The organism is Agarivorans sp. QJM3NY_33 (genome assembly GCF_050870865.2).
GTDB lineage: Bacteria > Pseudomonadota > Gammaproteobacteria > Enterobacterales > Celerinatantimonadaceae > Agarivorans.
In genome coordinates this window covers 4,620,074-4,644,822 of the sequence record NZ_CP194039.2, presented here as the reverse complement: position 1 = coordinate 4,644,822, position 24,749 = coordinate 4,620,074, and the positions used below count along the sequence as shown (strand labels likewise).

19 protein-coding genes are annotated in these 24,749 nt (G+C 47.5%); 16 read left to right on the top strand and 3 right to left on the bottom strand.

Features of this window, described 5'->3' with window-relative positions; genetic code table 11:
• Positions 1 to 199 precede the first annotated feature (199 nt).
• The 4 genes from ilvY (at position 200) to ubiK (ending at position 2,125) form a co-directional block, all read left to right on the top strand.
• Positions 200 to 1,081, top strand: a complete 882-nt coding sequence (ilvY, locus tag ACRRSY_RS21040) for an HTH-type transcriptional activator IlvY (RefSeq protein WP_432455617.1) — start codon at positions 200 to 202, stop codon at positions 1,079 to 1,081.
• Positions 1,082 to 1,094: 13 nt separating this feature from the next.
• Positions 1,095 to 1,568 (top strand): Cys-tRNA(Pro) deacylase, encoded by a 474-nt coding sequence (gene ybaK, locus ACRRSY_RS21035; protein WP_432460347.1) that lies wholly within the window; start codon positions 1,095 to 1,097, stop codon positions 1,566 to 1,568.
• Between the two features lie 21 nt (positions 1,569 to 1,589).
• Positions 1,590 to 1,805 (top strand): hypothetical protein, encoded by a 216-nt coding sequence (locus ACRRSY_RS21030; RefSeq protein ID WP_432455619.1) that lies wholly within the window; start codon positions 1,590 to 1,592, stop codon positions 1,803 to 1,805.
• 65 nt (positions 1,806 to 1,870) lie between these two features.
• Positions 1,871 to 2,125, top strand: coding sequence for a ubiquinone biosynthesis accessory factor UbiK (gene ubiK / locus ACRRSY_RS21025; protein ID WP_432460346.1), 255 nt, complete (start codon positions 1,871 to 1,873; stop codon positions 2,123 to 2,125).
• Between the two features lie 55 nt (positions 2,126 to 2,180).
• Here the strand turns inward: ubiK and ACRRSY_RS21020 are convergent, their stop codons facing one another.
• The 3 genes from ACRRSY_RS21020 to ACRRSY_RS21010 form a co-directional block, all read right to left on the bottom strand.
• Positions 2,181 to 2,423: a GlsB/YeaQ/YmgE family stress response membrane protein gene (locus tag ACRRSY_RS21020; protein WP_432455621.1), complete on the bottom strand. Its 243-nt coding sequence runs from the start codon at positions 2,421 to 2,423 to the stop codon at positions 2,181 to 2,183.
• 226 nt (positions 2,424 to 2,649) lie between these two features.
• Positions 2,650 to 4,914: a glycoside hydrolase family 9 protein gene (locus ACRRSY_RS21015; protein ID WP_432463965.1), complete on the bottom strand. Its 2,265-nt coding sequence runs from the start codon at positions 4,912 to 4,914 to the stop codon at positions 2,650 to 2,652.
• Positions 4,915 to 4,940: 26 nt separating this feature from the next.
• Positions 4,941 to 6,950, bottom strand: a complete 2,010-nt coding sequence (locus ACRRSY_RS21010) for a methyl-accepting chemotaxis protein (protein ID WP_432455623.1) — start codon at positions 6,948 to 6,950, stop codon at positions 4,941 to 4,943.
• 337 nt (positions 6,951 to 7,287) lie between these two features.
• Here ACRRSY_RS21010 and ACRRSY_RS21005 point away from each other — a divergent pair, with 337 nt between their 5' ends.
• The 12 genes from ACRRSY_RS21005 to ACRRSY_RS20950 all read left to right on the top strand — a co-directional run bounded on the left by ACRRSY_RS21005 (position 7,288) and on the right by ACRRSY_RS20950 (position 24,738).
• Positions 7,288 to 8,469 (top strand): carbohydrate porin, encoded by a 1,182-nt coding sequence (locus ACRRSY_RS21005; RefSeq protein WP_432455624.1) that lies wholly within the window; start codon positions 7,288 to 7,290, stop codon positions 8,467 to 8,469.
• 59 nt (positions 8,470 to 8,528) lie between these two features.
• Positions 8,529 to 9,440, top strand: coding sequence for a MalM family protein (locus tag ACRRSY_RS21000; RefSeq protein WP_432463964.1), 912 nt, complete (start codon positions 8,529 to 8,531; stop codon positions 9,438 to 9,440).
• A gap of 239 nt (positions 9,441 to 9,679) precedes the next feature.
• Positions 9,680 to 12,844, top strand: a complete 3,165-nt coding sequence (locus ACRRSY_RS20995) for a GH116 family glycosyl hydrolase (protein WP_432463963.1) — start codon at positions 9,680 to 9,682, stop codon at positions 12,842 to 12,844.
• Between the two features lie 47 nt (positions 12,845 to 12,891).
• Positions 12,892 to 15,294, top strand: a complete 2,403-nt coding sequence (locus ACRRSY_RS20990) for a GH36-type glycosyl hydrolase domain-containing protein (RefSeq protein ID WP_432463962.1) — start codon at positions 12,892 to 12,894, stop codon at positions 15,292 to 15,294.
• Between the two features lie 372 nt (positions 15,295 to 15,666).
• Positions 15,667 to 16,674, top strand: a complete 1,008-nt coding sequence (locus tag ACRRSY_RS20985) for a LacI family DNA-binding transcriptional regulator (protein ID WP_432455628.1) — start codon at positions 15,667 to 15,669, stop codon at positions 16,672 to 16,674.
• Positions 16,675 to 16,698: 24 nt separating this feature from the next.
• Complete coding sequence (locus ACRRSY_RS20980) at positions 16,699 to 17,946, top strand: extracellular solute-binding protein (protein ID WP_432463961.1); 1,248 nt, start codon at positions 16,699 to 16,701, stop codon at positions 17,944 to 17,946.
• Positions 17,947 to 17,995: 49 nt separating this feature from the next.
• Positions 17,996 to 18,997, top strand: a complete 1,002-nt coding sequence (locus tag ACRRSY_RS20975; protein WP_432460341.1) for a carbohydrate ABC transporter permease — start codon at positions 17,996 to 17,998, stop codon at positions 18,995 to 18,997.
• A 1-nt stretch (position 18,998) separates the two neighbouring features.
• Positions 18,999 to 19,850, top strand: coding sequence for a carbohydrate ABC transporter permease (locus tag ACRRSY_RS20970; RefSeq protein ID WP_432463960.1), 852 nt, complete (start codon positions 18,999 to 19,001; stop codon positions 19,848 to 19,850).
• Between the two features lie 4 nt (positions 19,851 to 19,854).
• Positions 19,855 to 21,195 (top strand): GH1 family beta-glucosidase, encoded by a 1,341-nt coding sequence (locus ACRRSY_RS20965; RefSeq protein ID WP_432455632.1) that lies wholly within the window; start codon positions 19,855 to 19,857, stop codon positions 21,193 to 21,195.
• A 1-nt stretch (position 21,196) separates the two neighbouring features.
• Complete coding sequence (locus ACRRSY_RS20960) at positions 21,197 to 22,333, top strand: ABC transporter ATP-binding protein (protein WP_432455633.1); 1,137 nt, start codon at positions 21,197 to 21,199, stop codon at positions 22,331 to 22,333.
• 176 nt (positions 22,334 to 22,509) lie between these two features.
• On the top strand, positions 22,510 to 23,115 hold the full coding sequence (locus tag ACRRSY_RS20955; protein WP_432463959.1) for a GNAT family N-acetyltransferase: 606 nt from the start codon (positions 22,510 to 22,512) through the stop codon (positions 23,113 to 23,115).
• Between the two features lie 276 nt (positions 23,116 to 23,391).
• The gene (locus ACRRSY_RS20950; protein WP_432455635.1) at positions 23,392 to 24,738 is read left to right on the top strand and encodes a class II 3-deoxy-7-phosphoheptulonate synthase; all 1,347 of its coding nucleotides are present in this window, start codon (positions 23,392 to 23,394) and stop codon (positions 24,736 to 24,738) included.
• The last annotated feature ends 11 nt before the right edge of the window (positions 24,739 to 24,749 follow it).

The following is a 24,749-nucleotide window of genomic DNA, read 5'->3' as shown; positions in this document are numbered from 1 at the left end:
TCGACTCCGTAAAATAGCGTTAATCAAATGATGATGGTGTTGTTGTGTTTACGAGATCCCAATGCACTTCTTTTCTTGAGCGCGTTTCTTATCCTGTCTCGTGATGGATTTAATATAAACCTAAACTAATATTGCGTAAAATGATGATTTTGGGATATTGTATTGCATAAAATGAAACAGGCTTTATCAAGGAAAAGCAATGGATGTTCGAAGTGTTGAGCTGTTTTTACACTTAAGCCACAGCCTGCATTTTACGAAAACCAGTCAGGCGATGCATGTTAGCCCCTCTACCTTAAGTCGGGTGATTCAGCGGCTAGAGGAAGAGCTTGGCAGTCGTTTGTTTAGTCGTGATAAACGCAGCGTACATCTGACTCAGGCGGGAGTGCGATTTCGCAGTTTTGCCGAAAATTGGTTACAACAATGGCGACAGCTGCAAATGGATTTATCTTTGCAATCTAGCGAATTGGCGGGGGAGTTAACCCTGTATTGTTCGGTGACCGCGAGCTATAGTCACCTGCCAGATATTTTGGATAAGTATCGTCTTACCTGCCCAAATGCCGATATTAAATTAGCCACCGGCGATGTGGCGTTGGCGGTGAGTAAGGTCGCCGATGGGGAAGTCGATATCGCGATTGCCGCCCGCCCCGAGCAATTACCGCTGAACATGGCTTTTGCTAGTATTAGTAAGGTGCCCCTGTCGATTATTGGCCCCACGGTTCCCTGTGCGGTTCGTAAACTATTAGAGCGAAATCCTATTCCTTGGGATCAAATTCCCTTTATTTTGCCAGAACATGGCCCAGCGCGTGCTCGGATTGATCATTGGTTTAAAGGGATGCGTATTCAACCTCATGTTTATGCCAAGGTGGCGGGTCACGAGGCTATTGTTAGCATGGTGGCGCTCGGCAGCGGTGTGGGGATCGCTCCGCAAGTGGTGGTGGATAACAGCCCAATGCGTGAGCGGATCCAAAGTATTCCGGTCGGGGTGGAGCTGGAGCCTTTCGATTTGGGGATCTGCATGTTATCAAGAAGGTTACATGAACCATTGCTGCAGCGATTCTGGCAAGTGGCAGCGCGAAATTAAGGAGTGAAGATTTATGACGCCGGCAGTACAGCAGCTTAAAAAAGCCAAACAGGATTATTTATTACTGGAATATAAAAGTGATCCTCAGCAGGGCAACTTTGGTCTAGATAGCGCCGAAAAACTGGGTTTGGCCGCAGAGCTAGTCTTTAAAACGTTGGTGGCCTGTGATGAACACGATCCCAAGAAAATGGTGGTGGCAGTGGTGCCAGTGACTGGCCAACTGGATTTAAAAGCACTGGCCAAGGCCGCAAAAATCAAGAAAATGCGGATGGCCGAGGTGCCCGTTGCTGAGCGTACCACTGGTTATGTTAAAGGGGGGATCAGCCCTTTTGGCCAAAAAAAACGTTTAGCGACATTTGTGGATGAGAGCGCTCAAGCCTTGCCTGCCATTGTGGTGAGTGGCGGTAAACGTGGTTTGTCTTTGCAGCTTAAGGCGGATGTGCTGCAGCGGGTGCTTGGTGCTCAGTTTGCTAAACTTAGTCATTAGTCGTTCATTACAGCGCTGGTTATGAGACTGACTGCGGGTTTGTTTTGTTGGTGTGGCTTTTCAGCGAGAGCTTCGATTTATCAACGGGCTAGCCAACAGCGGCATTTGTATTGGTCGAAAGCTTCGACTCAAGGCATGCAAGCCGAGCGTTCATGCGCCGCACTGCAGGGTCTGCTGCTACGGGGTGGTGTGGGTCGTATATCTCAAATTGATGCTCGTTTAGCTCGGTCATACTAATACCAGAGCCGCTTGAGCCCTTAGCAGAGCTTCTATACAATGAGTCTAACTTAAAGGAGAGATAGATGATTAACCCAGCCAAAATCGAAGAGATCGCCAAACAAGTGAGTGAGATGGTGCCCCCCGGCTTAAAGAATGTTGGTGATGAGTTTGAGCGCAAGGTAAAACAAGTGATTCAAGCCAAGTTGAACCAGCTGGATGTGGTGAATCGTGAAGATTTCGACGTACAGACACAAGTCTTGTTGCGCACCCGAGAAAAGTTGAGTGCCTTAGAGCAGAAAGTCGCTGAGTTAGAAAAGCGCTTAAACCAAGAGTCTTGAGTCGCTCCTTGTTTGATTGATAAAGCACAGCTTCGGCTGTGCTTTTTTATGTACTTTAGCTTTTAAATCGACTCACTAGATAGAGCAATAATACCGCGCCGACCGTTGCGGTAATCAGCGATGCCACAAGACTGGCACTGTGAAAACCCAGTAAGCGAAAAATAAAACCGCCGAGCATTGAGCCGACAATACCTACCCCAATATTGCCAAGTAGGCCAAAGCTTTTTCCTTTGGTGATTTGTCCCGCTAACCAGCCTGCGGCTGCGCCAATTAGCAACCAGATCAAAATTCCCATCATGTCTTCCCCTGTATGCTTTACTCTATGTCGTGCAACTGAACTGGAGGCGGCTGGTTATTGTTGCATTCAGCCCCGCAAGCCTCATTTCAGCTTAAGTTTACTGACAATCCTCAAAGATTGCTTGGTCTCGTTGTGTAAATACAAATTTTAATCCGCTGTTTACGCCATCAGTTGGCTCGTTTGGATGACTCTAACCTGTATTCACCTGAACTCAGCTTGCGTGGCGTCACTGGAGGTTATTGGCCAGGCTCTGATTCAACAAACATAAGTAAGCTGCCCACAGCGCTTGCCAGTTAATGGCCACTTCATTGCTGGCCCAAGAATCCTGATGGTCAATGTAGACCTGCATTGGTGCCATATTTTCTCGGGTGGCAGCCATCATATCGCCCTTCAGTTCGACCGAGTTTGCGCCACCAATGAGCAGGCCAACTGGCAGTGGTGAGGCTTTTGATACATAGGGGCGAAAGTGTGGGTGTTGCACATGATTGGGCGTGTCGCCGACCACAAATATTTTGCCGTGAGGGTTGAGACCAAAAAACCAGTGGCTCAGCTGCATCGCTGCTGCCAGCCATGCTGGTTTATCCAAAAGGTATCCACCGTATAGTAATTGGAAACCTGTGCTAGCGATAATGCCATTGGAGCCCCAATCGAATTGTTGTTGATGGCCAGCAAAGGCGATGCCATATGGATTGTTTTGTTGCAAGCTTAAAATATGTTCTAAATAGTGGCTCAGAGCTTGGTGGACACTTGGATATAAATCGTCGTTTTTCGGCGCAGCTTTTAAATACAGCAGCACTGAGCGGCTGCGGTTATCTCGCCAGCTGGGGGAAGGATCACCTAAACGCGGTAACTCCAGTAAACTTGCGAGGTATTGTTTGCTGTGATTGAGGTAGTGTACTTCGCCAGTCATCTGGTAGAGCGCAAGTGCCGCGAGTAGTCGCTCATCTCGGTCGTCCACATCATCGTAAGGACCTCCGTATTCGAATTGATGATAACGTTGTTTTATCATCTCCAATTGCGGATGGGCCTCTAGATAAGCCCATGCGCGCAAGGCAGCTTGGCGATATTGCAGGGCCTGTTGTTGATGCGTTAATTGGCGGGATCGAGCAAAACTGTTGGCGGCCATGGCAAACGCAGCTGCACTGTGAGCCGTTGCGGTCGTGGTGATTGGTAGTACGGTTTTAATTTGGTGATCCTGTTGTGGCGCTTGCGCCAATGGTGGCCATTGAGCTGATGCTGCTTTGTGATAAACCCCACCATTGTCGGCTTGCAGCTTGAGTAACAAGTTGAGTTCACTGCTGAGCAGTGCCAGTAAGTCCGAACCTTGGTCGCTGGCAATTGGTGAAATGTTCACGGCAAAGGCGGTGGGTTGTAATTGCTCGGCCATCAATAGCGTCATCAGTGAATAGGCTGCATTGACCGAATATTTGCCATAGTCTCCCGCATCAAACCAGCCGCCGCGCACATCCAGCGTGCTCTCGCTATCCAGCCGTTTGGCTCGACTATCTTGGGGGTGGGTCCCCGAATAGGGGCCTAAATCACTGCTGTCAAAGTAATAAAAAGCGGCTAAAGCTTGGTCTCGATGGCGTTGTAGGCTGGAAAGATCAAGACCTTGTTTGAGGCTGATACGGGTGTTTGTCAGTTGAGGATGGATCGAGTTAATTTGTAGCGTCAGCGGCTTGCCTGTGAAGCGAGTATTGAGGTTTGCTAGATCCAAGCTTACGACTTTCATGCCCGAGCCTGGATCGCTCTGTGAAGGGATCGTGAGCATGAGTTCTTGTGGTTCGACGTCGACGGCATTAATGCTTACTGGCAGCTGGCTTTGTTCAATCCAATCTGGCAACTCTATTAATACTGGGCTGGCAGTGTGTTTGAGATAACCATCGTGGTTGAAACGCACCTGGTAGACCTGTGTCCGTTGGTCGGATTCGGGCCAAGAATAAATGATGAAATCACTTAATTCAGCTTGAAAGTGCTCGGCACCGGCCGTCATCATCGTCATGAATTTAATCTCTGTGCTGTCACTGGGCAACTCAAACCACAGTTCGCTGAGCCCCGCTGGAATAAACCCTTTGTTGTCTTCTTCAACCACTTTATGCCATAGCGCCTTGCCATTGGCAGCCTTGGCGGCTTCTAGTTCTTTACCATCGACTTTCAGCTGTAGGATTTTTTGGCCCCATAAAGGCTTAAAGTCATCAACTAAATGCAACTTAAAATACAATAACTTTCGACCGTAGGGCAGGGTTTGAGAGATGCTAAGCTTAAATAGCTCTGCATCATTAAAAGCATGTTGTTGTTGATCTTGCAGTATAAAAGCGCGCTGATCTGCAGTCAGTTGAGCGCTGATTCGTTGCTTATTCCATTGGGCTTGAGGGGCTTGTTTAAAGCGCAAGGAGAGTGTGGTCGCACCTGCTAATGAGGGAGATATCATCGCCATAAGCTGAGGGCTGAATATAGCGAGCACGATACACAGCATTGCGGGTATTTTCATGTTCTCTCCTATTGCCAGATGGCAAGTTAAATGTTTGAGACTTGGGCATCAATATGAAAGCGCAAGCATAGCCTCAGTTGTTGCTGAGCAAAGTCTTCCAGTTGTTCGCTGGCTTGATGAAGCCGTGATACCACGGCATAGTTGTGCTGTGCCGACTGTGAGATCTGTTCCATGCTTCGTGAGACCTCGAGGCTGCTATTACGCTGTTGCCCGGTGGCAATACTTATTTCGTGATTGAGCCCCGCGAGGCAACTCACCGATTCACTGACTTGTTGTATATGCTGGCTAAGTCCCTGATAGTAAATTTGATTATCATCCATTGCTTGGGTGCAAGTTTGCATGTCTGATACCGCAGAATGGGCGACTTGTTGTAGTTGTTCGATCATTCCCTGAATCTGTTTGGTTGAGCTGGCGCTGCGTTGTGCAAGCTGTCGTACTTCGTCTGCCACGACCGCAAAGCCACGCCCTTGTTCACCGGCTCGAGCCGCTTCGATGGCGGCATTCAGTGCCAATAAGTTGGTTTGCTGAGTGATACCATCAATCACTTCAAGGATGCTGCCAATAACTTGGCTTTGTTCGGCGAGCTGTTCAATGTTTTTACCAGAGCGACTTAGGTGGCTGATTAACTGGTGATTACTATGGTTCGCCTGAGTGGTCAAATTGGCACCTTGTTCGCTGAGCTGCTGGATCTGTTGCATGTTTTGACTGACATGCTCGGCGCGGCCAGCGACATCTTGGATTGCTTGTTCCATCTCGCTCATTGCAGAGGCCACGTTGAGGCACTCGTGACGCTGTTGGTTTAGTTGCTGTTGGATGTCGAGGCCATGGTGTTGGTTACTACTGGCGGCGCTCTCTAGCTGCTGGCTTTTCTGTTGTAGCTCGAGAACTACTTCGCGTTGTTGCTGGATCACTTGATTGATTTTTTTGCTGAGTAGACCAAATTCGTTGTTGGCTCGATAGTGGCATTGCTGTTGCAACTCGCCTTTGGCGAGAGCGCTCAAGGTGGCAAGCAATTGTTTTAAGGGTTGACGGATGGTGATAAATAGCAGTAGTCCTAGGCTCAAACAAAAGCCTATCGCAATCGCGGAGGCGCTGACTTGCCCCTGTCTGAGTTGGCTCAGTTTACTGAGACTATTCACCAGTTGTTGGGCGGTTTGAGTTTGCCTGGCTTGTTGCCAGTCACTCAATTGTTGGCTCAAAATACGGCTTTGCTGTTGTAAGGCTAAGCGTTGTTGTTGTTGGTGAAAGTGAGACTGTAAGTAGGCTGAGTATTGGCTGACGATCCCTTGTTCGCCAGTTAATTCGCTGAGTAATAGCGGCAGCTGGCGAGAAATGTCTTGATGGCTTAAGCCTAAGCGAGTGATGAGCTCCGAAAAATCGGCTTCGACTAGGTCGAGTTTTGCTTTGGCTGAGCGAAGGGCTGTTTTTACTTGCGCCAGATCTTGGCCGTTGAGCGCTCGGGCAGCTTGAGCCTGCATCAAGGAAAGCGCGGTATCAACATTAGTGAGCAGCATCTTGGGGTAGTCTTTTTTTACCGAAGCGCGAAGTTGCCCTAGGGCTTGGTTAAGCTGAATACTTAATAGTTGATATTGCGCGCGGTGTTCGGCGAGCTGTTGTTGTTGCTTGAGTAAAGGGGCTTGAGCGCTTAGAACTTGGCTGGCACGGGTAAACCAAAGCTCACTTTGTTGCTGCAGTTGTGCGCTATTAGTGTCAGTACTGAGGGCGCTAAGCGCCTTAAGTTGCTCAAAATAAACCTGAGCCTGTCGCTGAATTTGCTTGTTCAAGGCTTCGAGTTCACCAGCTTGGTGGCTATTTTCTGCCTGGCTTATGGTTTGAGCGCTTTGGGTTAGGGCTTGGATCAATGCTTGGCTGCTCGCCAGCCTTGGCAGATCTCGCTGATTTAATTGTTTGAGGCTGTTTTCCAGCGGCATGCTTAACTGCCAAGAAAGTCCAGCCATAGCCAGTAAACATAAGCCCAGAATGGTAAAGCTTAGGCTCGTCAGTTGAATGATCGATAACGTTCTAAAAATTCTCATCTTTGCAATCCGTGTTTTAGGTGTAAGCGCTTACCTGCGGTTTGTTGTATTTTTGTTTTAACCCCCTTGTCTATTGGTATTTTTTGTTGGATCATTACAATAAATGTAAGTGCTTTCATTGTTTCGTTAGCTGGACACAATATATTGGATCGTCTAGGCTAAATATTGAACAGGGATCACATTTGCTATTTTTGGTAATGTAAGCGCTTGCATTTGCGCTTTTGATCACAAAAATAGCGTTTTTATCTGTGTATATTCGAAATAGGTGGTGTTTACGTTGTTTGGAGTAGTAGCGAATTCACCCATAATACCTAAAACAGAAAAGGATTTTTTTACCATGAAAATGAAAGCGCTTACATTATCTTTGATGTTAGTTTCACTCGGTTCAGTTGCTGGAACACCGAATTTTTCTGGCTATGGCCGTTATGCGCAAGAAGCATCGGGTGACGAAATGATTTATCTAAAAGGGGATTACGGCGAAATTAATGCCGCTGGCCGTTTAGGTAACGAAGGTAACTGGATGGAGTGGATGTTGACCCAAGACTTCGAAATGGATCAATCCAAATTTAACTTGAATGTGATGATCGGTACTCCGGGCCATGATGATTGGGGTAAGTTGTTTTACTTACAACAATTCTATGGTGGCGGTTCAGGCATTTTTCCTTCGCAACCCGATGCCTATGTATGGGCTGGTAAGCGATTTTATGGGCGTGAGCAAGGTGGTTTGAGTGATTACTACATGCTGAGTGCCGATGGCAGTGGCGCAGGTGTGGATAACTTGGATGTAGGGTTTGGTAAGCTCGACTTAGGTTGGACTCAGGCTGGAGACGGTGCAGGGGCTGCAAATACCACCCAAGGCACGGTCAACATGCTGATGTTGCACTTGCATGACATGAAAATTGGCAAGCAAGGTACTTTAAAATTTAGAGCCAACTATGCATTTGCCTTAGCCGATATTAAAGACAACTTAGAAAATGATACGGCAATGCAGTTGTTTGCGGCCTATCGACACACTTTTGGTGACAACTGGGTACAGTTGGCGGGTCGTTATGAAACCGATGGTGCAGCATTTACCACCGCTAACTCTTCGGGGACTAGCTGGGCGGGTTATGAGGATAAAACCGCACGTAGTTACGGCGCCTTTGTTGATGGTGCGATTACGCTTGGTGAAATGACAGCCATGGAATACAACGCCAACTATTTGAAGGTCGATTGTACTGAAACCGGTTGTTCTTTCGATGAGAAAGAAGAGTACGGGGTGGCGGTTCGTCCGCAACACCATTGGAACGATTATATGGCGACTGCTGTAGAAGCTGGTTTTCATAATACCAAGGAAGATTCGAATCAATCGGATGCTTGGAAGTTAACCTTGTCACAAAACTTCCAGATTGGTCACTTTATGTGGTCTCGTCCAGTCGTACGTTTTTATGTCGTTACCGGTGAGAAGAAAAATACGGGTAAAAATGCGGGTACCACCGATTTAACCAAGGTGGGAGCCATGGTTGAGGCTTGGTGGTAAACCCAGAGGGCAGTGTTTTGGGTGCTAGTTTGCTAGCACCCAATACAGGGAGAAATAAAGTGAATAAACACTATAGTTTGTTACTGATAAGTGCATGTCTGGTTGCTTGTTCGAGCACTCAGGCGGTGGATGTCGAAGACCCTTTTCGTGGCTGGGGCTCACAATTTAGTGACCAAACCGAGTTGCGTAATCGTTTAGATGCGCAGCAACCGAGTGTGCAAATTGAACAATTATCTTATCGTTTACTATCGGCCGATCGCACCAACCGTGTGGATATTGGACTAAACTCATCGGTCGTTGAGTTTGCCGAAGGACGCTCCTATGTGGCGGCATTAGCACTCCCTGAGCATCTTGAGCAAGTTGAAGTTGAAGTTGATAGTCTGATTACCAACATGGTGTTTGTTCCAACGATTGCAGTATATGACAAACAGCTACAACCCTTAGCTAAGTTTAATCAAACGACACTCAGCGCCGAGGGTTTCTTAACCATTAAACAACAATTTAGTCCTACTTTAGCAAGAAAGGCTCGCTATATATTGGTTTATACCGCCCACGAGCAGTTATTTGGTAAGACCGAACTCATTGATCCCAAAGTGGCCTATGAACTGAAAGTGGGCATCGATCGCCCCGCTGCGCGTAAGGTGTATGCGAAACACTCACCAATTGGTCAGATCAATATACGGCTGAATAAAGTGCAATTTGGGTCACAATTTAAGGCGACGACTTCGAATAGTGCGGGTGCTACGGTACTTGCGACTGCAGCCGTTACATCGTCGATCGAGCCAAGCAAGGTCCAAGCCGTTACTGTTTTACAACCAGCCACGGAGCAGTTTTACCAGCAACAAATTCGGCTAGCGATAGCCGAGGGTAATATTGAGCAAGCGTTACTGTTTCTTAAAGAGGCAGAAGCTGCAGGTTCAAATACTGCCCAACATACCTTCACCGAAGCAATCAAGGAGAAAATACCCTAGTTCATCGTGTAATCCTTAAATTCTTTATTCCTTGTCGTATTGGCATACGGCTCCTAAGGAGCCGTTTTTTTTTGCGACCAAAATGTGTGCGTAGCTCGGTCATGGAAGCACCGAGAGTGGGGGAATTAAGGTTTTTGAAGGTTGTTAAATTTAATGGTCAGTGAATAGATTTTATTTCTTTTACAAGGAGTTACTAATGTGCCCAACAGTTGTTGATGTGATTAAAATGAGGGCTGCTTATGAAGATTGAACAGTATTTAGCGGCTTCTTCGCTCCGTGGCAGTGTTGCCGAGCTGATGGCCCCGGGTTTGGCTTCGGAGTTTGTTCAGCCTTGGTATCAACCCTTGCCAACTACCCCCTTAACGACAGGGATGGCGATGGGCGGAATTGGCAATACTTATAGTTTGTCGATCAGTGGTTGTAGTCCTGTGTTCAATTTTTTGCCAGGGATCCAAGTGCGCGCTGAGCGTAACGACAGTTTGCGGATGGCAGATTTTTATTTTAGTGAGCAGGATGAGTTACGGGTTGGCGAGCTTCGTATTATTGAGCCTGCCGACTTTATCCAACAAATTTCTTTGTATCCCTTGCTCGATGATCAAGGGCAAGTGTTATTTAGTCCCGATCAAAGTCAAGCGCAGTGGTTAGCTGGTTTACAGCGTTTGCTAGATGAACCTCAACTATATGCTTGGAATAAGCAACGATTGGCGGATTGGAAAATTCATTTAGATCGAAACTTAAAGCTGGCGCTGAGTACTGGGCAAGTGGATCGTCGTGCCAATTGCCAGTTACTCCTTAAGTATTTTGGTGGCAGTGTTCAAGAACAGTGTTTTCAGCGCTCGCTGATCGCCGATTGTGAGGCCGATAGTTACCTTAAGCAACCGGCTTGGCCTGCAGAGCAGATTCAATATCAAGGTTTATACCCGGTGGCGCAGAGCGATTATTCGGGGGCGGTGTTGCAGCTGAGCAAGACCCATTACAGCTTTATTGAAGCAGATAATGAAGCCTTGTGCCGTCTGCCGGTCTCGCTTACTCAATTTTGCGTTCATAATCCGAGCCAGCGAACTCAGCGCTTTAATCTGGTTCAGGTTCAGGAAAATCTAATTGGTTTTCAGGTCACTAAGGAGCGAGTTGGGAGTCAGGACGCGTCGTTTATGTTGGTTCGTCAAGCCAGGCAGCAACAGGGAGAACTCTTTAGTGAGCGTTGTGAGCAAGGGCAGCGAATATCGCTATTAATGAGTGGAGAGTCTTACCAAGATTGTTTGGGCGAGATGGCGCTCTCGCTACAAGCGCCAGCGCAGTGTCAGTTGAGTGCCAATCATTGTTTTTACACCGCCCATGCCGATAAAGTGGTGGCTCAGGCTTTAGCTGGCGGCGGCTTGAGTGGTCAAAGCAAACGCGGGATCTATAGCGGTCGTGAACTCTGCTCTTCGGCCTTGCAGTTGACGGCTACGCTCGCCCCCGGCGAAACGCTGCAATTCTGTTTTATGACCGTATTAGATTTACCGCAAGTTGAAATGAATGGCTTAAGTAGTGAGAAGGCTTATGTGCGTCAGTTTCCCCAAGCGAAACAGCGTGCTCTGGCGATTGCGCGCTTTGCCTGGTCGAAGCAGCAAGACTATTTGCAACAGGCCTTTGCAGGGCTTTGGAAACGCGCCCAGTTTAGTCAGCAGGAAGATCCTCAATTACGCCAACAGTTGACAACAATGGCTTTGAATAGCTTATCTTTTCTAGCCGAGGCGACGGTTTGGGATAAGCAGGACCGCTTTTTGATCCGTGAATGTGTTGATTACCCGTTCTTCAATTCCTTAGATGTGTACTTTTACGGTTCGTTTAGTCTATTGAGCTTGTTACCTCGGCTCGATGGTGAGGTGATGCGGCGTTTTGCCGACGCAGTATTGGCTGACGATTTTCGGCAACGACGCCATCATATCTATACCGAAGAACCCTATGCCGAACTCAGTCATCCGAAATATCAGGCAGAACGCGCGATTAGAGGGGCGGTTTGTCACGATTTAGGGAGTCCCTTCGATTGTCGTCCCGATGCCTATGATTGGCATAACGTGAAGGAATGGAAGGATCTGGCTCCAAAATTTGTGTTGATGGTATTGCGTCATGTGAGCTTATTTGACGATCCAACATTGCTTGAAGATTGTTGGCCAGCGGTGCAGCAGGCGATGAATTATCTAGAGAAAATGATCGAACCGGGTCAGCAATTTCCGTTGACCAATGGGACCGATGATACCTTCGATAATTTGCGCTCACATGGCATTTCTTGTTATAGCGGTTCGTTGTGGCTGGCCGCTTTACAGGCTTGTGCCAGCTTAGCGAAGTTGCGCGGTGCGGAACTGTTGGCGGAACAGTATCGGCAGCGTTTAGCGGTGGCTAAGCAGCAGTTTGACGATAGTCTATGGGACGAACAACAGGGTTATTACCTGTTCTATGTGACTCCTTTGCGTGCTAGTCAGGTGGATCGACAACAACTACCACAATTGGCTGAGCATTTTTCCTTACTCAGCCAGCAAGCTTATCAACAGACTAGCTTGAGTGAATTAGTCGTCGCGATTAATCACTGGTTGAACCAACCGTTATTATTCCCATCATTGACCGAGGACCAGCAAGCCTTGTGGCAGCGGCACTGGAATTGTCCATGGCCAGAGCAGGCAGGAAAATTGGCGCAACGGCGGCTGAAAAAACTATTGCTGTTAAATGGCGGTGGTGATTGGTGCCTGCAGGGCGAGCAATGGCTGGTGTTGGATAGCGATGATATTTTTGCCGATCAACTTTTAGCCGATAGCTACCTGCGTTGGTTGGGACAAGAGGCTTTATTTGAGCAGGCGCGTTGCCAGCGGGTATTGCAGCACGTTTATCAATACAACTATCGGCTCAACAGCCCGCGAGTGGGAGCGGCAAATTTGGTCAAGCATAATGGTGCGCCAAAGGCCTGGGATAATTTTCAAGCTCACGATGTGTGGATTGGCGTGCAGTATTCGCTTGCTTTGGCGATGCAGCAGCATCACCAGCCGCAATCCGAAGAACTGCTTGCGTCGGTATATCGGCTGCTATATCAAAGCGCACAGATCCCCTTCGCGGCACCAGAGGGCTTTAACGCCACGGTGCGTTTGCAAGCCCAAGACTTGCCCACATGGTTGAGTGCATCTGAGCGAGATGACTTACTCGCAGCCTTAAAGCAGCATGGTTTGCTGCAAGCCGATGGTCGAGTTGCCGGAGACTTAAGCGAAGACTTTGGCCAATTTAGCCAAGATTACGCCAGTTTATTCGCGGAGTGGTTGTTAGATTGCGGCGAAATTTTTCGCCTATTGCATGCGACCGCCTTGAAATATACCGCCGGTCGTTACCTGCGACCGGGGATGATTTTTGCCCTTGCCGACCAGCACCAAGGCTGAGCGATGCAGTATTTATCGAATTTTTTTTGAATGAAAGGTTAGTGATTATGAAGTATGGATATTTTGATGACCAGCATAAGGAATATGTGGTCACCACGCCAAAAACGCCGATCAAGTGGATTAACTATGTGGGGACACTTGATTTTGGTGGCATCGTCGATTGTTCGGGCGGCGCCTTGTTATGTAGTGAAGATCCGGCCTTAAATCGGATCACCAAGTATATCGCTCAGCAGCCAGCTTCTGAATTTAAAGGTAGTACGCTGTATGTTCGGATCCGTAAAGATGGCGAATACTTGCTGTTTTCACCTTTCTATACACCAACCCTGAACGAGTTAGATCGTTACGAATGCCGAGTGGGTTTGTCTTACACCCGTTGGCTAGCAGAAGCACACGGTGTGAGAGTGGAAGTGTGCTATTTTGTGCCACCCGGCAGTAAGGTGATGCTGCAGGATATTCGGCTGACTAACATTGGTGGTGAAGCGCTGGAAATTGATTTGATCCCCGCCTTCGAATTTAGTCATTTCGATGCCTTAAAACAGCTCACCAATGCAGATTGGGTACCGCAAACCATGCAGCTAAAAGCCCATCAACAGGCGGGCGGACAGGTGGTATTGGAGCAGTATGCTTACATGAAACGTGATAGTTGTGTGAATTATGTAACGGCGAACCGCCCGGTGGATTCTTGGGAAGGCGATCGGCGGACCTTTCTTGGTGACAATGAATACGGCAGTTGGGCCAATCCCGGAGCTCTACTTGCACCGCAATTGAGCAACTCAGAATGTGTGCGTGGCGATACCATGGCTGCCTTGATGATCAAATTAGGCAGTTTGGCGTCGGGGCAGAGTGAGCAAAGCATTGTTCAAATTGGTCAAGCGGCTTCGCTAGAAGACGCGTGTACGAGCATCGAACGTTATCGAGATACCGAAAGCGTGGCTGAGGCTTTTTCTGGCTTAGCTGAATTTTGGCAAGACTATTTGTCAGTGATGCAGGTAGATACACCCGATACTTCACTCAACAGTATGCTTAATATTCATAACCCTCGGCAATGCCATACCACCAAGAACTGGTCGCGTTATCTGTCGCTATATCAATTAGGGTACGGTGCTCGAGGCATTGGTTTTCGAGACTCTTCACAGGATCTACTGGGGGTGATGAGCCATATGCCGGAGCAAGCGAAACCATTTATGGAGCGTTTGTTATCGGTGCAAAAGCCTGATGGCTCGGCGATGCATCAATATTTTCCGATGACCATGGAAGCCACCGAAGGCGATTCTCGAGAAGAGTTGGATCGCGCCAGCTATTATGGTGATGATCATCTATGGATCATCTTAACGGTGGCGCAATACCTGAAAGAAACCGGTAATTTGGAGTTTTTGCAGCAGCCGGTGAGCTTCTATCAAACGGGGATTGCGGAAGCAGAGCGAGAGCAGGCGACGGTATTAGAGCACTTACTGAGAGGGATTGAGTTTACTCGCAGTAACATCGGTGCCCATGGTTTGCCTTTGCTGGGTTTTGCGGACTGGAATGATACGGTGAATCTACCGCTAGGCGCTGAGTCCTTGTTTGTGGCAAACCTTTATGGCAAAGCGATTATTGAACTAAAAGAAGTGCTTAGCTTCTGTGGTGAGCAAGACTTAGTGACTCGTTTAGATAATTATTATCAACAGATGCAGTCTCAGGTGAATCAACATGCTTGGGACGGTGAGTGGTGGTTGCGCTATTTTGATGAGCAGACTCAAGCCTTAGGATCGACCCAAAACCAGCAGGGGAAGATTTATGCCAATGCTCAATCCTGGCCGGTGATCTCTGAGTTTGCCGATGTGTCGCGAGCAACCATGGGGCTTGATGCTGTTAAGCGTTTACTGAATACCGAACGCGGCATTAAATTATCTTGGCCGGGTTATACTGGCTACGACGAAAAGCTGGGAGGGGTCTCTACTTATCCCCCTGGCGCGAAAGAAAATGGTGGTATTTTCTTGCACTCTAACCCTTGGGTGGTGATTGCTGAAACCAAGCTTGGCCGCGCCGATCAGGCTTACCAGTATTATCGTCAGATTAATCCGGCTTCACGAAATGATGATTTGGATTGTTTTCAATCGGAGCCCTATTGCTATCCACAAAATGTGTTAGGTGATGAACATCCACAGTTTGGTCTGGCGCGTAATGCTTGGTTATCGGGCACCGCTAGCTGGATGTATGTTGCTGCAACCCAGTATATTTTAGGGATCCGTCCGGAAATGACTGGTTTGCGGATCCAGCCTTGTATTCCGGACGCGTGGCCGGGCTTTAAAGTTGTGCGTAAGTATCGCGGTGCGAGTTATCACATCGAAGTGCTTCGCTCCGCTTTGGCCACTAGTCAACTCTATTTGGAAGGGGAAGCGATTGTTGGAGATTTGATCCCAGAGCAGGCACCAGGGGTTTATCAAGTTCGCTTGGAACTTGCTCGATAAATCAGCGGTAATACGCGTGGTAAACAGTAATGCGCTTAACCCGCGTATTGCTGCACCGCCACGGATTTAAGGCGAGGAATACTGGGCTTGCGAGCGATTGAAGTCGCGCACACTTAGGATATTAATGTTAAATATGTGATTTGACATTATGTTTTTTAATTTATTGAATATAAACTAGTTTTTTTGTTTCATAATTTCATTGTTGTTTCATTGAGTGTAAGTTATGCGTCTGTTCACAGTTCTACCAGTCATATTTTGCAAAGAATTGACAATTGTTGGCTGGCGAAGCACTATTTAGGAAAGCGCTTACATTAACCCTGAATAGGGTTTTTTAATCAAATTGAATGTAAGCGCTTACATAGGGAGTGATTGATGGCCACCATCAGAGAAGTATCAGAATTGGCAAATGTATCTCAAGCCACCGTGTCGCGAGTCATTAATGGCAATAAGAAAGTGTCAGAAACGACTCGTGTTCGGGTGGAAGCTGCGATGCGTGATTTGGGCTATCGTCCCAATAGTTTTGCCCAAGCCCTTGCCTCAAGTCGTTCAACCAGCATTGGTATGGTTGTAAGTAGTTTATCAGGCCCATTCTTTGGGCCAATCATGCATGAAGTCGAACAAGAACTGCGTGCCAACGGCCACCATTTAGTGGCGACCAGCGGTGATGATATTGAGGAGCGCGAGCGCGAGGCGATTGGTTTTTTGCTATCGCGACAGGTTGATGCCCTCATTCTGCATGTGACGATGATCGGCGACGATGAATTGATCGAAATTTCCAAACAGGGTCGGCCGCTGGTATTGATCAACCGGTTTGTGCCTGAGTTGGCGAACAGCTGCATTTTTCTCGATAACGAATTGGGTGGTTACTTAGCCACCAAACATTTATTAGACCTTGGACACCGCTCTGTCGCTTGTATTTGCGGACCAATGAATAAGCAAGATAGTCGTGATCGGGTGCAAGGCTATCGGATTGCACTGGCTGAGCAGAAGGTGGCTTTTGATCCCAATCTGGTGGCTGAGGGCAGTTATGACGAAGACGGGGGCCTTGCTCCCGCTAGAAAATTAATCCAACGTGATGTGAATTTTACCGCGGTTTTTTGTGGAAATGACAACATTGCCTTGGGCGTTTATGACGTATTAGCAGAACAGCGTAAGCAGGTAGGCAAAGATGTCTCGGTGGTCGGCTACGATGATGTTCTGTTATCTCGTTATTTAAGGCCAAAACTAACGACTGTCCACTTTCCCGTAGTGGAAATGGGGAAAGCGGCAGCACGTTTAGTTTTGAAAAAGATCTCCGGAAAAGGCGACATGGAAGCAATTGAGTTGACTCCCGAATTAGTGGTTCGAGAATCGACCGCCCAGCCTCTTTCAACGGAGTGATAAATCACAAAAGGAAATTGAAAGATGACAAAGAAAAAACTGCTAGTCTCTGCTTTGTTTGGACTCGGTTTGGCATGCACGGCTAATGCGGCTCAAACTGAAATCCGCTTCGACGGTTTTCCAGATTTCGATAGTAGCTTAAAACAAATATTGCCAAAGTTCTATCAAGAAAATCCGGATCTGAAAGTTGATTATGTGATGAACAACTGGGGAGACCATCACAATAAGTTAACCACCAATCTCGCAACTGGCTCGGGTGCTGGTGATGTGGTGGTGGTCGATGTGGGTCGGATTGGCGCCTTCGTAAACAAGGGCGGGTTTGTAAACCTCTCTGAAAAATATGATGTCGACAGTTTAGCTGACCAATACGCACCTTATGCGTGGACTCAGGGTCAGGGCGTGGACGGAGCACAATATGGTATACCGGTGGATTTGGGCCCAGGGGTATTGTATTACCGTCGTGATGTAGCTGATTCTGTGGGTGCCGATATCAATAAGGTGATCCACGATTGGGATAGTTACATTGAATACGGTAAGAAGTTAAAACCGAAAGGTGTTTACTTGATTGCGTCGGCTGCCGATGTTGCTGAAGCGATTATTTACACCACGGTTGAAGATGGCAATGGGCTTTACTTTGATGCCCAGGGTAAATCCTTACTGCAATCACCTCGCTTTGTAAAAGCCTTTGAAACTGCGAAAAAAATTCGTGATCTAGGTCTGGATGCCAAAATTACTGCTTGGAGTAACGAGTGGTATGAAGGCTTTAAACAAGGCACCTTGGCGACCCAACTTTCTGGGGCTTGGTTGCTTGGCCACTTAAAAAATTGGATGGCACCAGATACCGCTGGTAAATGGGGCGTGTCGAATCTGCCTGATGGCATCTACGGTAGCTGGGGTGGTTCATTCTTAGTGATCCCCAAACAAAGTAACAAGCAGGACCAAGCTTGGACATTGATTAAGTATATGGCGACTCGTCCTGATGTGGAGCTAGAGGCCTTTAAAACAATTGCTGCCTTCCCTTCATTAGTTGCGACTTACGACGACTCCATGTTTGACGAAAAAATCGACTTCCTCAATGGACAAAAAGCTCGTTTGTTGTTCGCTGAAGTGGCTAAAAACGTGAAACCCGTTAAGCCTGCGAAGGGCGATCAAGTGGCTCGCTCAATCATCTTAGATGCCGCTCTAGGCGAAGTTTTGGATGAAGGTAAAGACGTGAAGACGGCACTTGCCGAAGCTGATCGTATTCTGCAACGTCGCTTAAAAGCAATGTAAGTCTATCTGGCCTGGAGCTACTCCAGGCCAAGCTGTTAGGGATATTGTTATGTCGTCAACAACGAAAGATGCAACTCGCTTTGAGCCTAGGACTGGCACTTTGCGACATTGGTTTGAACAGGGGGGTCGAGAGCGGCTGGCTCCCTATCTATTTTTAGCCCCTTATCTGGTTTTATTTTTGGTATTTGGCTTATTCCCTTTACTGTTCTCTATGTTTCTCTCCTTTCACCAATGGAATCCGGTGGCAGGCTTGGATTCCATGAAATTTAATGGCTTAGAGAACTACGTTTTAGCCTTGGACGACCCATGGTTATGGCGTTCCTTAAAGAACACCTTTTGGTTGGCATTAACCTCCGGTTTTGCTCAGCATTTGGTGGCGATCCCGGTGGCTTGTATTTTGGTCTCCTTGGGCAGTCGGGCGCGTCATTTGCTCACATCGGCGTTCTTTTTACCTTTTATCACCTCCACGGTGGCGGTCTCGTTGATCTTTTTCAACATGTATTCGCCTAACTCGGGGATCATCAACAAGGCCTTATTAGCCTTAGCTCAGTCAGATATGTTTTCTTGGGCCTTTGGCTGGATAGAGCAGTATATGCCGATCCGTTGGTTGGAAGAAAAAGCCACCTTGAAACCGGCAATTGCTTTTGTGGTGTTTTGGAAGTACACCGGCTTCAATATTGTGCTCTACACCACGGGTTTGATGACCATTCCCAAAGACCTGTATGAGGCAGCTCGGATCGATGGTGCGAATGCGACCCAACAATTTTGGTATATCTCTTTGCCCATGTTGCGTCCTTTCATCTTCTTTGCCACTACCTTGACTATCATCGGGAATCTGCAGTTGTTTGAAGAACCCTTCATCCTTACCCGTGGTACCGGCGGCGTGGGGCAATCGGGTCAAACGATTGCTATGTATCTGTATCGAGTCGGTTGGGAATGGCTGGAAATGGGCACTGCATCGGCGATTTCATGGTTATTGTTCCTGCTCATTGGTGGTTTTACCCTAGTCCACTTTTTCTTCTTTGGTAAACAGGGTATGGGAGACAACTAACATGGATAAGCGTGATATTTTTTATTATTGGTTGAAGAAATTCAGTCTGTATCTATTAGTCACTGTGCTGAGTATTTCGGCCTTTTTTACGGTATTTCCGTTTATTTGGTCGGCGCTGTTATCGACCCATGACCGCAGTACTATTTTTAGTTCTGAGTTGATCATTAGCATCGGCAATAACTTAGGTTATAACTACCAGCGAATGATAGAGGTGATGCCTTTCTGGTCGGCGATGTTTAACAGCATCTATGTCTCGGTACTTGGAACGACGATCTCTTTGCTATTTTGTAGCATGGGCGGTTATGCCTTTGGGGTATATCGCTTCAAGGGTAAAAATGTTCTGTTTGCAATGCTGATAGGCTCAATGATGGTGCCACCCGTGGTGGGGATTATTCCTTACTTCCTGACCATCAAGTTCCTTGGACTGCTGGACACCCACGTGGCAATTTGGCTGCCCTTCACAGCGACACCTTTTTGTATTTTCATGGTCCGCCAATATGTGGTGGCCTCGATCCCCAAAGAGCTATTGGAAGCGGCGAAGTTAGATGGTGCTGGTGAATTTCGGACCTATTGGTCGGTGGTGTTACCGCTGATGCGTCCGGCATTGGCAACGGTGGGTATTGTTCAATTTGTGATGTTCTGGAATATGTTCTTGCAGCCGTTGATTGCGCTCAACAGCAGTGAAAATTTCGTGTTGACCACCGCCTTGCGCAGTGTACAGGGCCTGCCGAATACCCCTTGGGGCGCGGTGATGTTAGGGACCACCTTGTCGATATTACCGATTGTATTGGTCTATCTATTTGCGTCTAAGCAGATGATTAGTGGTATGACAAGTGGCGCAGTAAAAGGATAATTAGATGAGTTTTAAGTTTGCTCCAGATAGTGTGCTGTATCGCCCTGAATTTGAATTTGGTGCCGCGACTGCTGCCTTTCAAATTGAAGGGGCGAGACATCGTGATGGTAAGAGTGACTCGATATGGGATACCTTTTGCGCAACCCCCGGTAAGGTCGCTAATGGTGATACAGGCGATATCGCTTGCCAACACTATGAGCGTTGGCCTGAAGATTTCGAGTTAATTTCGCAACTCAATTTAGATTGTTACCGTTTGTCGATTTCTTGGCCGCGGATTATCCCCCAGCCCGATGGCAAGGTGAATCCCGCTGGCTTAGCTTTCTATCGAGAGCAATTAGAGGCGCTGAAACGACTTGGGATTAAAGCCAACGTTACCCTTTATCACTGGGATCTTCCGCAGTATTTAGAAGACAGAGGTGGTTGGTTAAATCGGGAAACCGCTTACAAATTTGCCGAATATGCGGCAGTGGTAACCCAAGAGCTGGGGGAGTTGGTCGACAGTTTTACCACCTTTAACGAACCTCTATGTAGTGCATTTTTAGGCTATCGCATTGGTATCCATGCGCCGGGTGTAAAAGATGATCGTTGTGGTTTTCAGGCGGTGCATCATCTGCTGTTAGCTCATGGTTTAGCTTTGCCCAAAATGCGCGCTAATGCGCCTCACGCCAAACATGGCATTGTGCTTAATTTTTCACCGGCTTACCCACTTAAGCCGAGTGATGAAGCGGCGGTGGTCATCGCTGATGCAGAGGATACCCATTGGTTTATTCAACCGCTTCTGGAAGGGACTTACCCAGAATTAATGCGTCAGCTACGGCCACAGTGGTGGCCGTTAATTCTGCCTGGCGATTTGGCGCTGATCCATCAACCCTTGGATTTCATTGGCATTAATTACTATACCCGCAGAGTTGTTACGAGCGACCCTGAAACGCTTTATCGCTGGGTCAAATTAGATGATGTGGAACGCACCGCTATGGGTTGGGAAGTTTACCCCGAAGGTTTAAGCGATCTATTGCTTGCATTGCATCAACGCTATTCGCTGCCACCAGTGATCATTACCGAGAACGGCATGGCATCTGACGACCAGGTGATTGATGGCAAGGTCAACGATCAGCAGCGTTGCGACTATTTCCAAAGTCATCTACAAGCGGTTGATCATGCGGTTCGCCAAGGCGTTCCAGTATGTGCCTATTATGCCTGGAGTCTGATGGATAACTTTGAGTGGTCTTTTGGTTACGACAAACGTTTTGGATTGATCCATGTCGACTATCAGACTCAGCAACGCACGATTAAGCAGAGTGGATTGCAATTTGCGCAATTCCTCGCGCAGCGTAAAGGATTATGAGATGAGTACTTTAAATTTTAAGAATGTGAAAAAGAATTATGGTGACGTTGAGGTGGTAAAAGGCTTTGACCTGCATATTGCCGATGGCGAGTTTGTGGTTTTGCTCGGTGCTTCGGGTTGTGGTAAGTCGACAACCTTACGCATGGTTGCAGGTTTAGAAGATATTAGCTCCGGTGAGGTGGTCTTGGGTGGGCGAGTGATTAATAAGGTGAATCCTAAAGACCGTGACCTTGCCATGGTTTTTCAAAGTTATGCCTTATATCCACATATGACGGTCTATCAAAATATTGCTTTTGCCTTGAAATTATCAGGCATGAGTCAGCAAGACATTGACGAACGGGTGCAATGGGCGTCGAAGATGCTCAATCTTGAAACCTTACTCCAGCGCAAACCTAAGGCGCTCTCGGGTGGGCAGCGACAAAGGGTCGCAATGGGACGTGCCATGGTGAGGACTCCTAAGCTATTCTTGTTTGATGAACCCTTGTCGAACCTCGACGCTAAGTTACGCGGCAAAATGCGCTCCGAAATTAAAGCTTTGCACCGCGAGTTAGGTGTTACCACCTTATATGTCACACACGATCAAATTGAGGCAATGACCTTGGCCGATCGTATCGTGATTATGGATAAGGGGGTGATCTCGCAAATTGGTAGCCCAGAAGAGGTATTCTGTAAACCGAATAACCGATTTGTAGCCGGTTTTATTGGTAATCCAACGATGAACTTTTTTGCGGCGACCATAGAGCAGCATGAAGGGCAGCTGCAGATCCAATGCAGTGGTCACTACCTACCGTTACCGGAACGTTTCAAAGAGAAAGCAAGCGTTGGTCAGGCGGTGGAGCTGGGCTTACGACCAACCGATTTGCATGTTCGGGCTGAGCGAGTCGGGCATACTGACATCAGTAAGTTGCCAGTGACGCTGCTAGACAAAGAGCTATTAGGTGCCAGTATGCTACTCAACTGCGAGTTTGCGGGCTGTCCAATGCAGGCGGAAATTGCCAGCGAAAGCTTTGTTCTCGAGGGCGATAAACTGGATCTTGTGGTGGATATGACCTCGCTACACCTGTTTGATTTAAAACAGGGACACAGCTTGGCTGTATTTCCAAACACTGCCGGAGCGGGCCTTGCTTCAGTTGGTTAATGTTGTACCTGTCTGCTGAGTTGAGTTTAGCAGGCCGTGAGGAGTAATGAATTTACCAAGGGAAGCATTCGTGCTTCCCTTGATGTATCTACTTTGCCCTACCTTGGTGGGTTGTATCATCGGCTATTTACTTTAATATGCTTGTCTTGTGGATAACATGATGAAGGGACCCAATCATGAGCAATACCGAGTATTTGACTGAAACGGAATTAACCGCCGAAGATGTCTTATTGTTACCGTTGCAGGCTGAACATAAAGCAGGCTTATTGGCCGCTGAAGCGGATGGCCAGTTGAGCCAATTATGGTATACCTCGGTACCCAACGCTGCATCGATCGATGATTATCTTGAAACTGCCTTTGGCGAACAACAGGCAGGGCGAGCCTTGCCTTTTGTGGTGATTGATAAACACCGCAAGCAGGTGATTGGGACGACTCGATTTTGTAATGCGGATGCCAGCAACCGCCGCTTAGAAATTGGTTACACCTGGTATGCCAAAAGCTATCAACGTTCGGCAGTCAATACCCAATGTAAGTTGTTATTGCTAACTTATGCTTTTGAGCAATTAGACTCGATTGCGGTCGAGTTTCGAACTCACTGGCATAATCATGCTTCACGTAATGCGATTGCTCGGCTTGGAGCAAAACAAGATGGCGTGTTGCGACAGCATAGTATCGATGCCCAAGGTCGTTATCGCGATACCGTGGTATTTTCGATTACTCAACAAGAATGGCCAACGGTAAAGCAATCTTTGCAGTATAAACTGGGTGTTTATCAGGGGTAGCGGCCGTATTGGGTGAGGCAACGGTTTTTCTATAGTCACAGTAAAACGGCTTGATATGCGCGGCTAATCAGCGCTAGCTGTGGCATTATCTAAAAAGATTAGAGAATTAAACTAACAATCATTCAGTTTTTGTTGATAACTGCTGTGTTGTGAGGTTTTTTATTCAATCATCGGCATAGATACTCACTTCTATGATTAAAAAAAATGAAATTAGCGCTTTTCATGTGCGGGATAATGCCTATTATGGGTATTTTTAGTACATCCTCGGGAACAGTAATGACGCAATGGACACCCTCAAGCTGGAGAGATAAACCAGTAAAACAATTACCCACCTACCCTGATCAACAAAAGCTACAACAGACCGAGCAATATTTGGCCGACCAGCCACCGTTGGTATTTGCAGGTGAAGCGCGAGCGCTACGTAAAGATTTAGCAAAAGTAGCTCAGGGTGAAGCGTTTTTGTTGCAAGGGGGCGATTGCGCCGAAAGTTTTGACGAATTTAGAACCAGTCATATTCGCGATACTTTTAAAGCCTTAATGCAAATGGCGGTAGTTTTGACCTTTGGTGGTCAAAAACCGGTGGTGAAAATTGGTCGTATTGCCGGGCAATTTGCCAAGCCGCGTAGTGACGATATGGAAACCATAGATGGGGTGAGCTGGCCTTCTTACCGAGGCGATATCATTAATGAAATCGGTTTTAGTGAACAGAGCCGGGTGCCGGATCCAGAGCGGATGTTACGCGCCTACAATCAATCAACGTCAACGCTCAACTTGCTACGAGCCTTCGCTCAAGGCGGTTTGGCTGACTTGAATAAAGTTCACAAGTGGAACTTGGATTTCATCAAAAAAAGTCCCTTAGGAGAGCGTTACGAAAGTATTGCGAGTAGCATCGAAGAGTCTTTAGCCTTTATGAATGCCTGTGGCATTAATCCGGCGACCGCTCCGCAGCTGCGTGAAACTACTTTGTATACTTCGCACGAAGCTTTGCTACTGCCTTATGAGCAAGCTTTAACCCGTTGTGATAGCTTAACTGGTAAGTGGTACGATTGTTCGGCGCATATGTTGTGGATCGGTGACCGTACTCGTCAAATCGATCATGCTCATATCGAATTCTTGCGCGGTGTTGAAAATGCAATTGGCTTAAAAGCAGGGCCAACCACCGATCCTGAAGAGTTATTACGAATTATCGACATTATTAACCCAGAGAACGAAGCAGGCCGTTTAAACCTGATTGTTCGGATGGGGGCCGACAAGGTAGCGGATCATCTTCCAGGACTAATTCAAGCGGTAGAACGCGAAGGTAAAAATGTGGTCTGGAGTTGTGACCCAATGCATGGCAATACCATTAAAGCTCCGAATGGTTACAAAACGCGTCGAGTCGATGATGTATTACGCGAAGTGCAACAGTTCTTCCAGATCCACAAATCCGAAGGGTCTTACGCGGGCGGCGTGCATTTTGAAATGACTGGTCGTAATGTCACCGAATGTGTTGGTGGTGCTTTCCAAATCACCGAACACGACTTGGCGCAGCGCTACCATACCTATTGTGATCCCCGCTTAAATGCCGATCAGGCTTTGGAGCTGGCGTTCCTGATTGCGGATCATATTAAAGCGGCTCGCTAAACCAGCGATGC

Bases quoted from the DNA above. Each gene is read 5' to 3' on its own strand.
- ilvY (WP_432455617.1), top strand. From the start codon at position 200: ATGGATGTTCGAAGTGTTGAGCTGTTTTTACACTTAAGCCACAGCCTG.
- ybaK (WP_432460347.1), top strand. From the start codon at position 1,095: ATGACGCCGGCAGTACAGCAGCTTAAAAAAGCCAAACAGGATTATTTA.
- ACRRSY_RS21030 (WP_432455619.1), top strand. From the start codon at position 1,590: ATGAGACTGACTGCGGGTTTGTTTTGTTGGTGTGGCTTTTCAGCGAGA.
- ubiK (WP_432460346.1), top strand. From the start codon at position 1,871: ATGATTAACCCAGCCAAAATCGAAGAGATCGCCAAACAAGTGAGTGAG.
- ACRRSY_RS21020 (WP_432455621.1), bottom strand. From the start codon at position 2,423: ATGATGGGAATTTTGATCTGGTTGCTAATTGGCGCAGCCGCAGGCTGG.
- ACRRSY_RS21015 (WP_432463965.1), bottom strand. From the start codon at position 4,914: ATGAAAATACCCGCAATGCTGTGTATCGTGCTCGCTATATTCAGCCCT.
- ACRRSY_RS21010 (WP_432455623.1), bottom strand. From the start codon at position 6,950: ATGAGAATTTTTAGAACGTTATCGATCATTCAACTGACGAGCCTAAGC.
- ACRRSY_RS21005 (WP_432455624.1), top strand. From the start codon at position 7,288: ATGAAAATGAAAGCGCTTACATTATCTTTGATGTTAGTTTCACTCGGT.
- ACRRSY_RS20995 (WP_432463963.1), top strand. From the start codon at position 9,680: ATGAAGATTGAACAGTATTTAGCGGCTTCTTCGCTCCGTGGCAGTGTT.
- ACRRSY_RS20990 (WP_432463962.1), top strand. From the start codon at position 12,892: ATGAAGTATGGATATTTTGATGACCAGCATAAGGAATATGTGGTCACC.
- ACRRSY_RS20985 (WP_432455628.1), top strand. From the start codon at position 15,667: ATGGCCACCATCAGAGAAGTATCAGAATTGGCAAATGTATCTCAAGCC.
- ACRRSY_RS20980 (WP_432463961.1), top strand. From the start codon at position 16,699: ATGACAAAGAAAAAACTGCTAGTCTCTGCTTTGTTTGGACTCGGTTTG.
- ACRRSY_RS20975 (WP_432460341.1), top strand. From the start codon at position 17,996: ATGTCGTCAACAACGAAAGATGCAACTCGCTTTGAGCCTAGGACTGGC.
- ACRRSY_RS20970 (WP_432463960.1), top strand. From the start codon at position 18,999: ATGGATAAGCGTGATATTTTTTATTATTGGTTGAAGAAATTCAGTCTG.
- ACRRSY_RS20965 (WP_432455632.1), top strand. From the start codon at position 19,855: ATGAGTTTTAAGTTTGCTCCAGATAGTGTGCTGTATCGCCCTGAATTT.
- ACRRSY_RS20960 (WP_432455633.1), top strand. From the start codon at position 21,197: ATGAGTACTTTAAATTTTAAGAATGTGAAAAAGAATTATGGTGACGTT.
- ACRRSY_RS20955 (WP_432463959.1), top strand. From the start codon at position 22,510: ATGAGCAATACCGAGTATTTGACTGAAACGGAATTAACCGCCGAAGAT.
- ACRRSY_RS20950 (WP_432455635.1), top strand. From the start codon at position 23,392: ATGACGCAATGGACACCCTCAAGCTGGAGAGATAAACCAGTAAAACAA.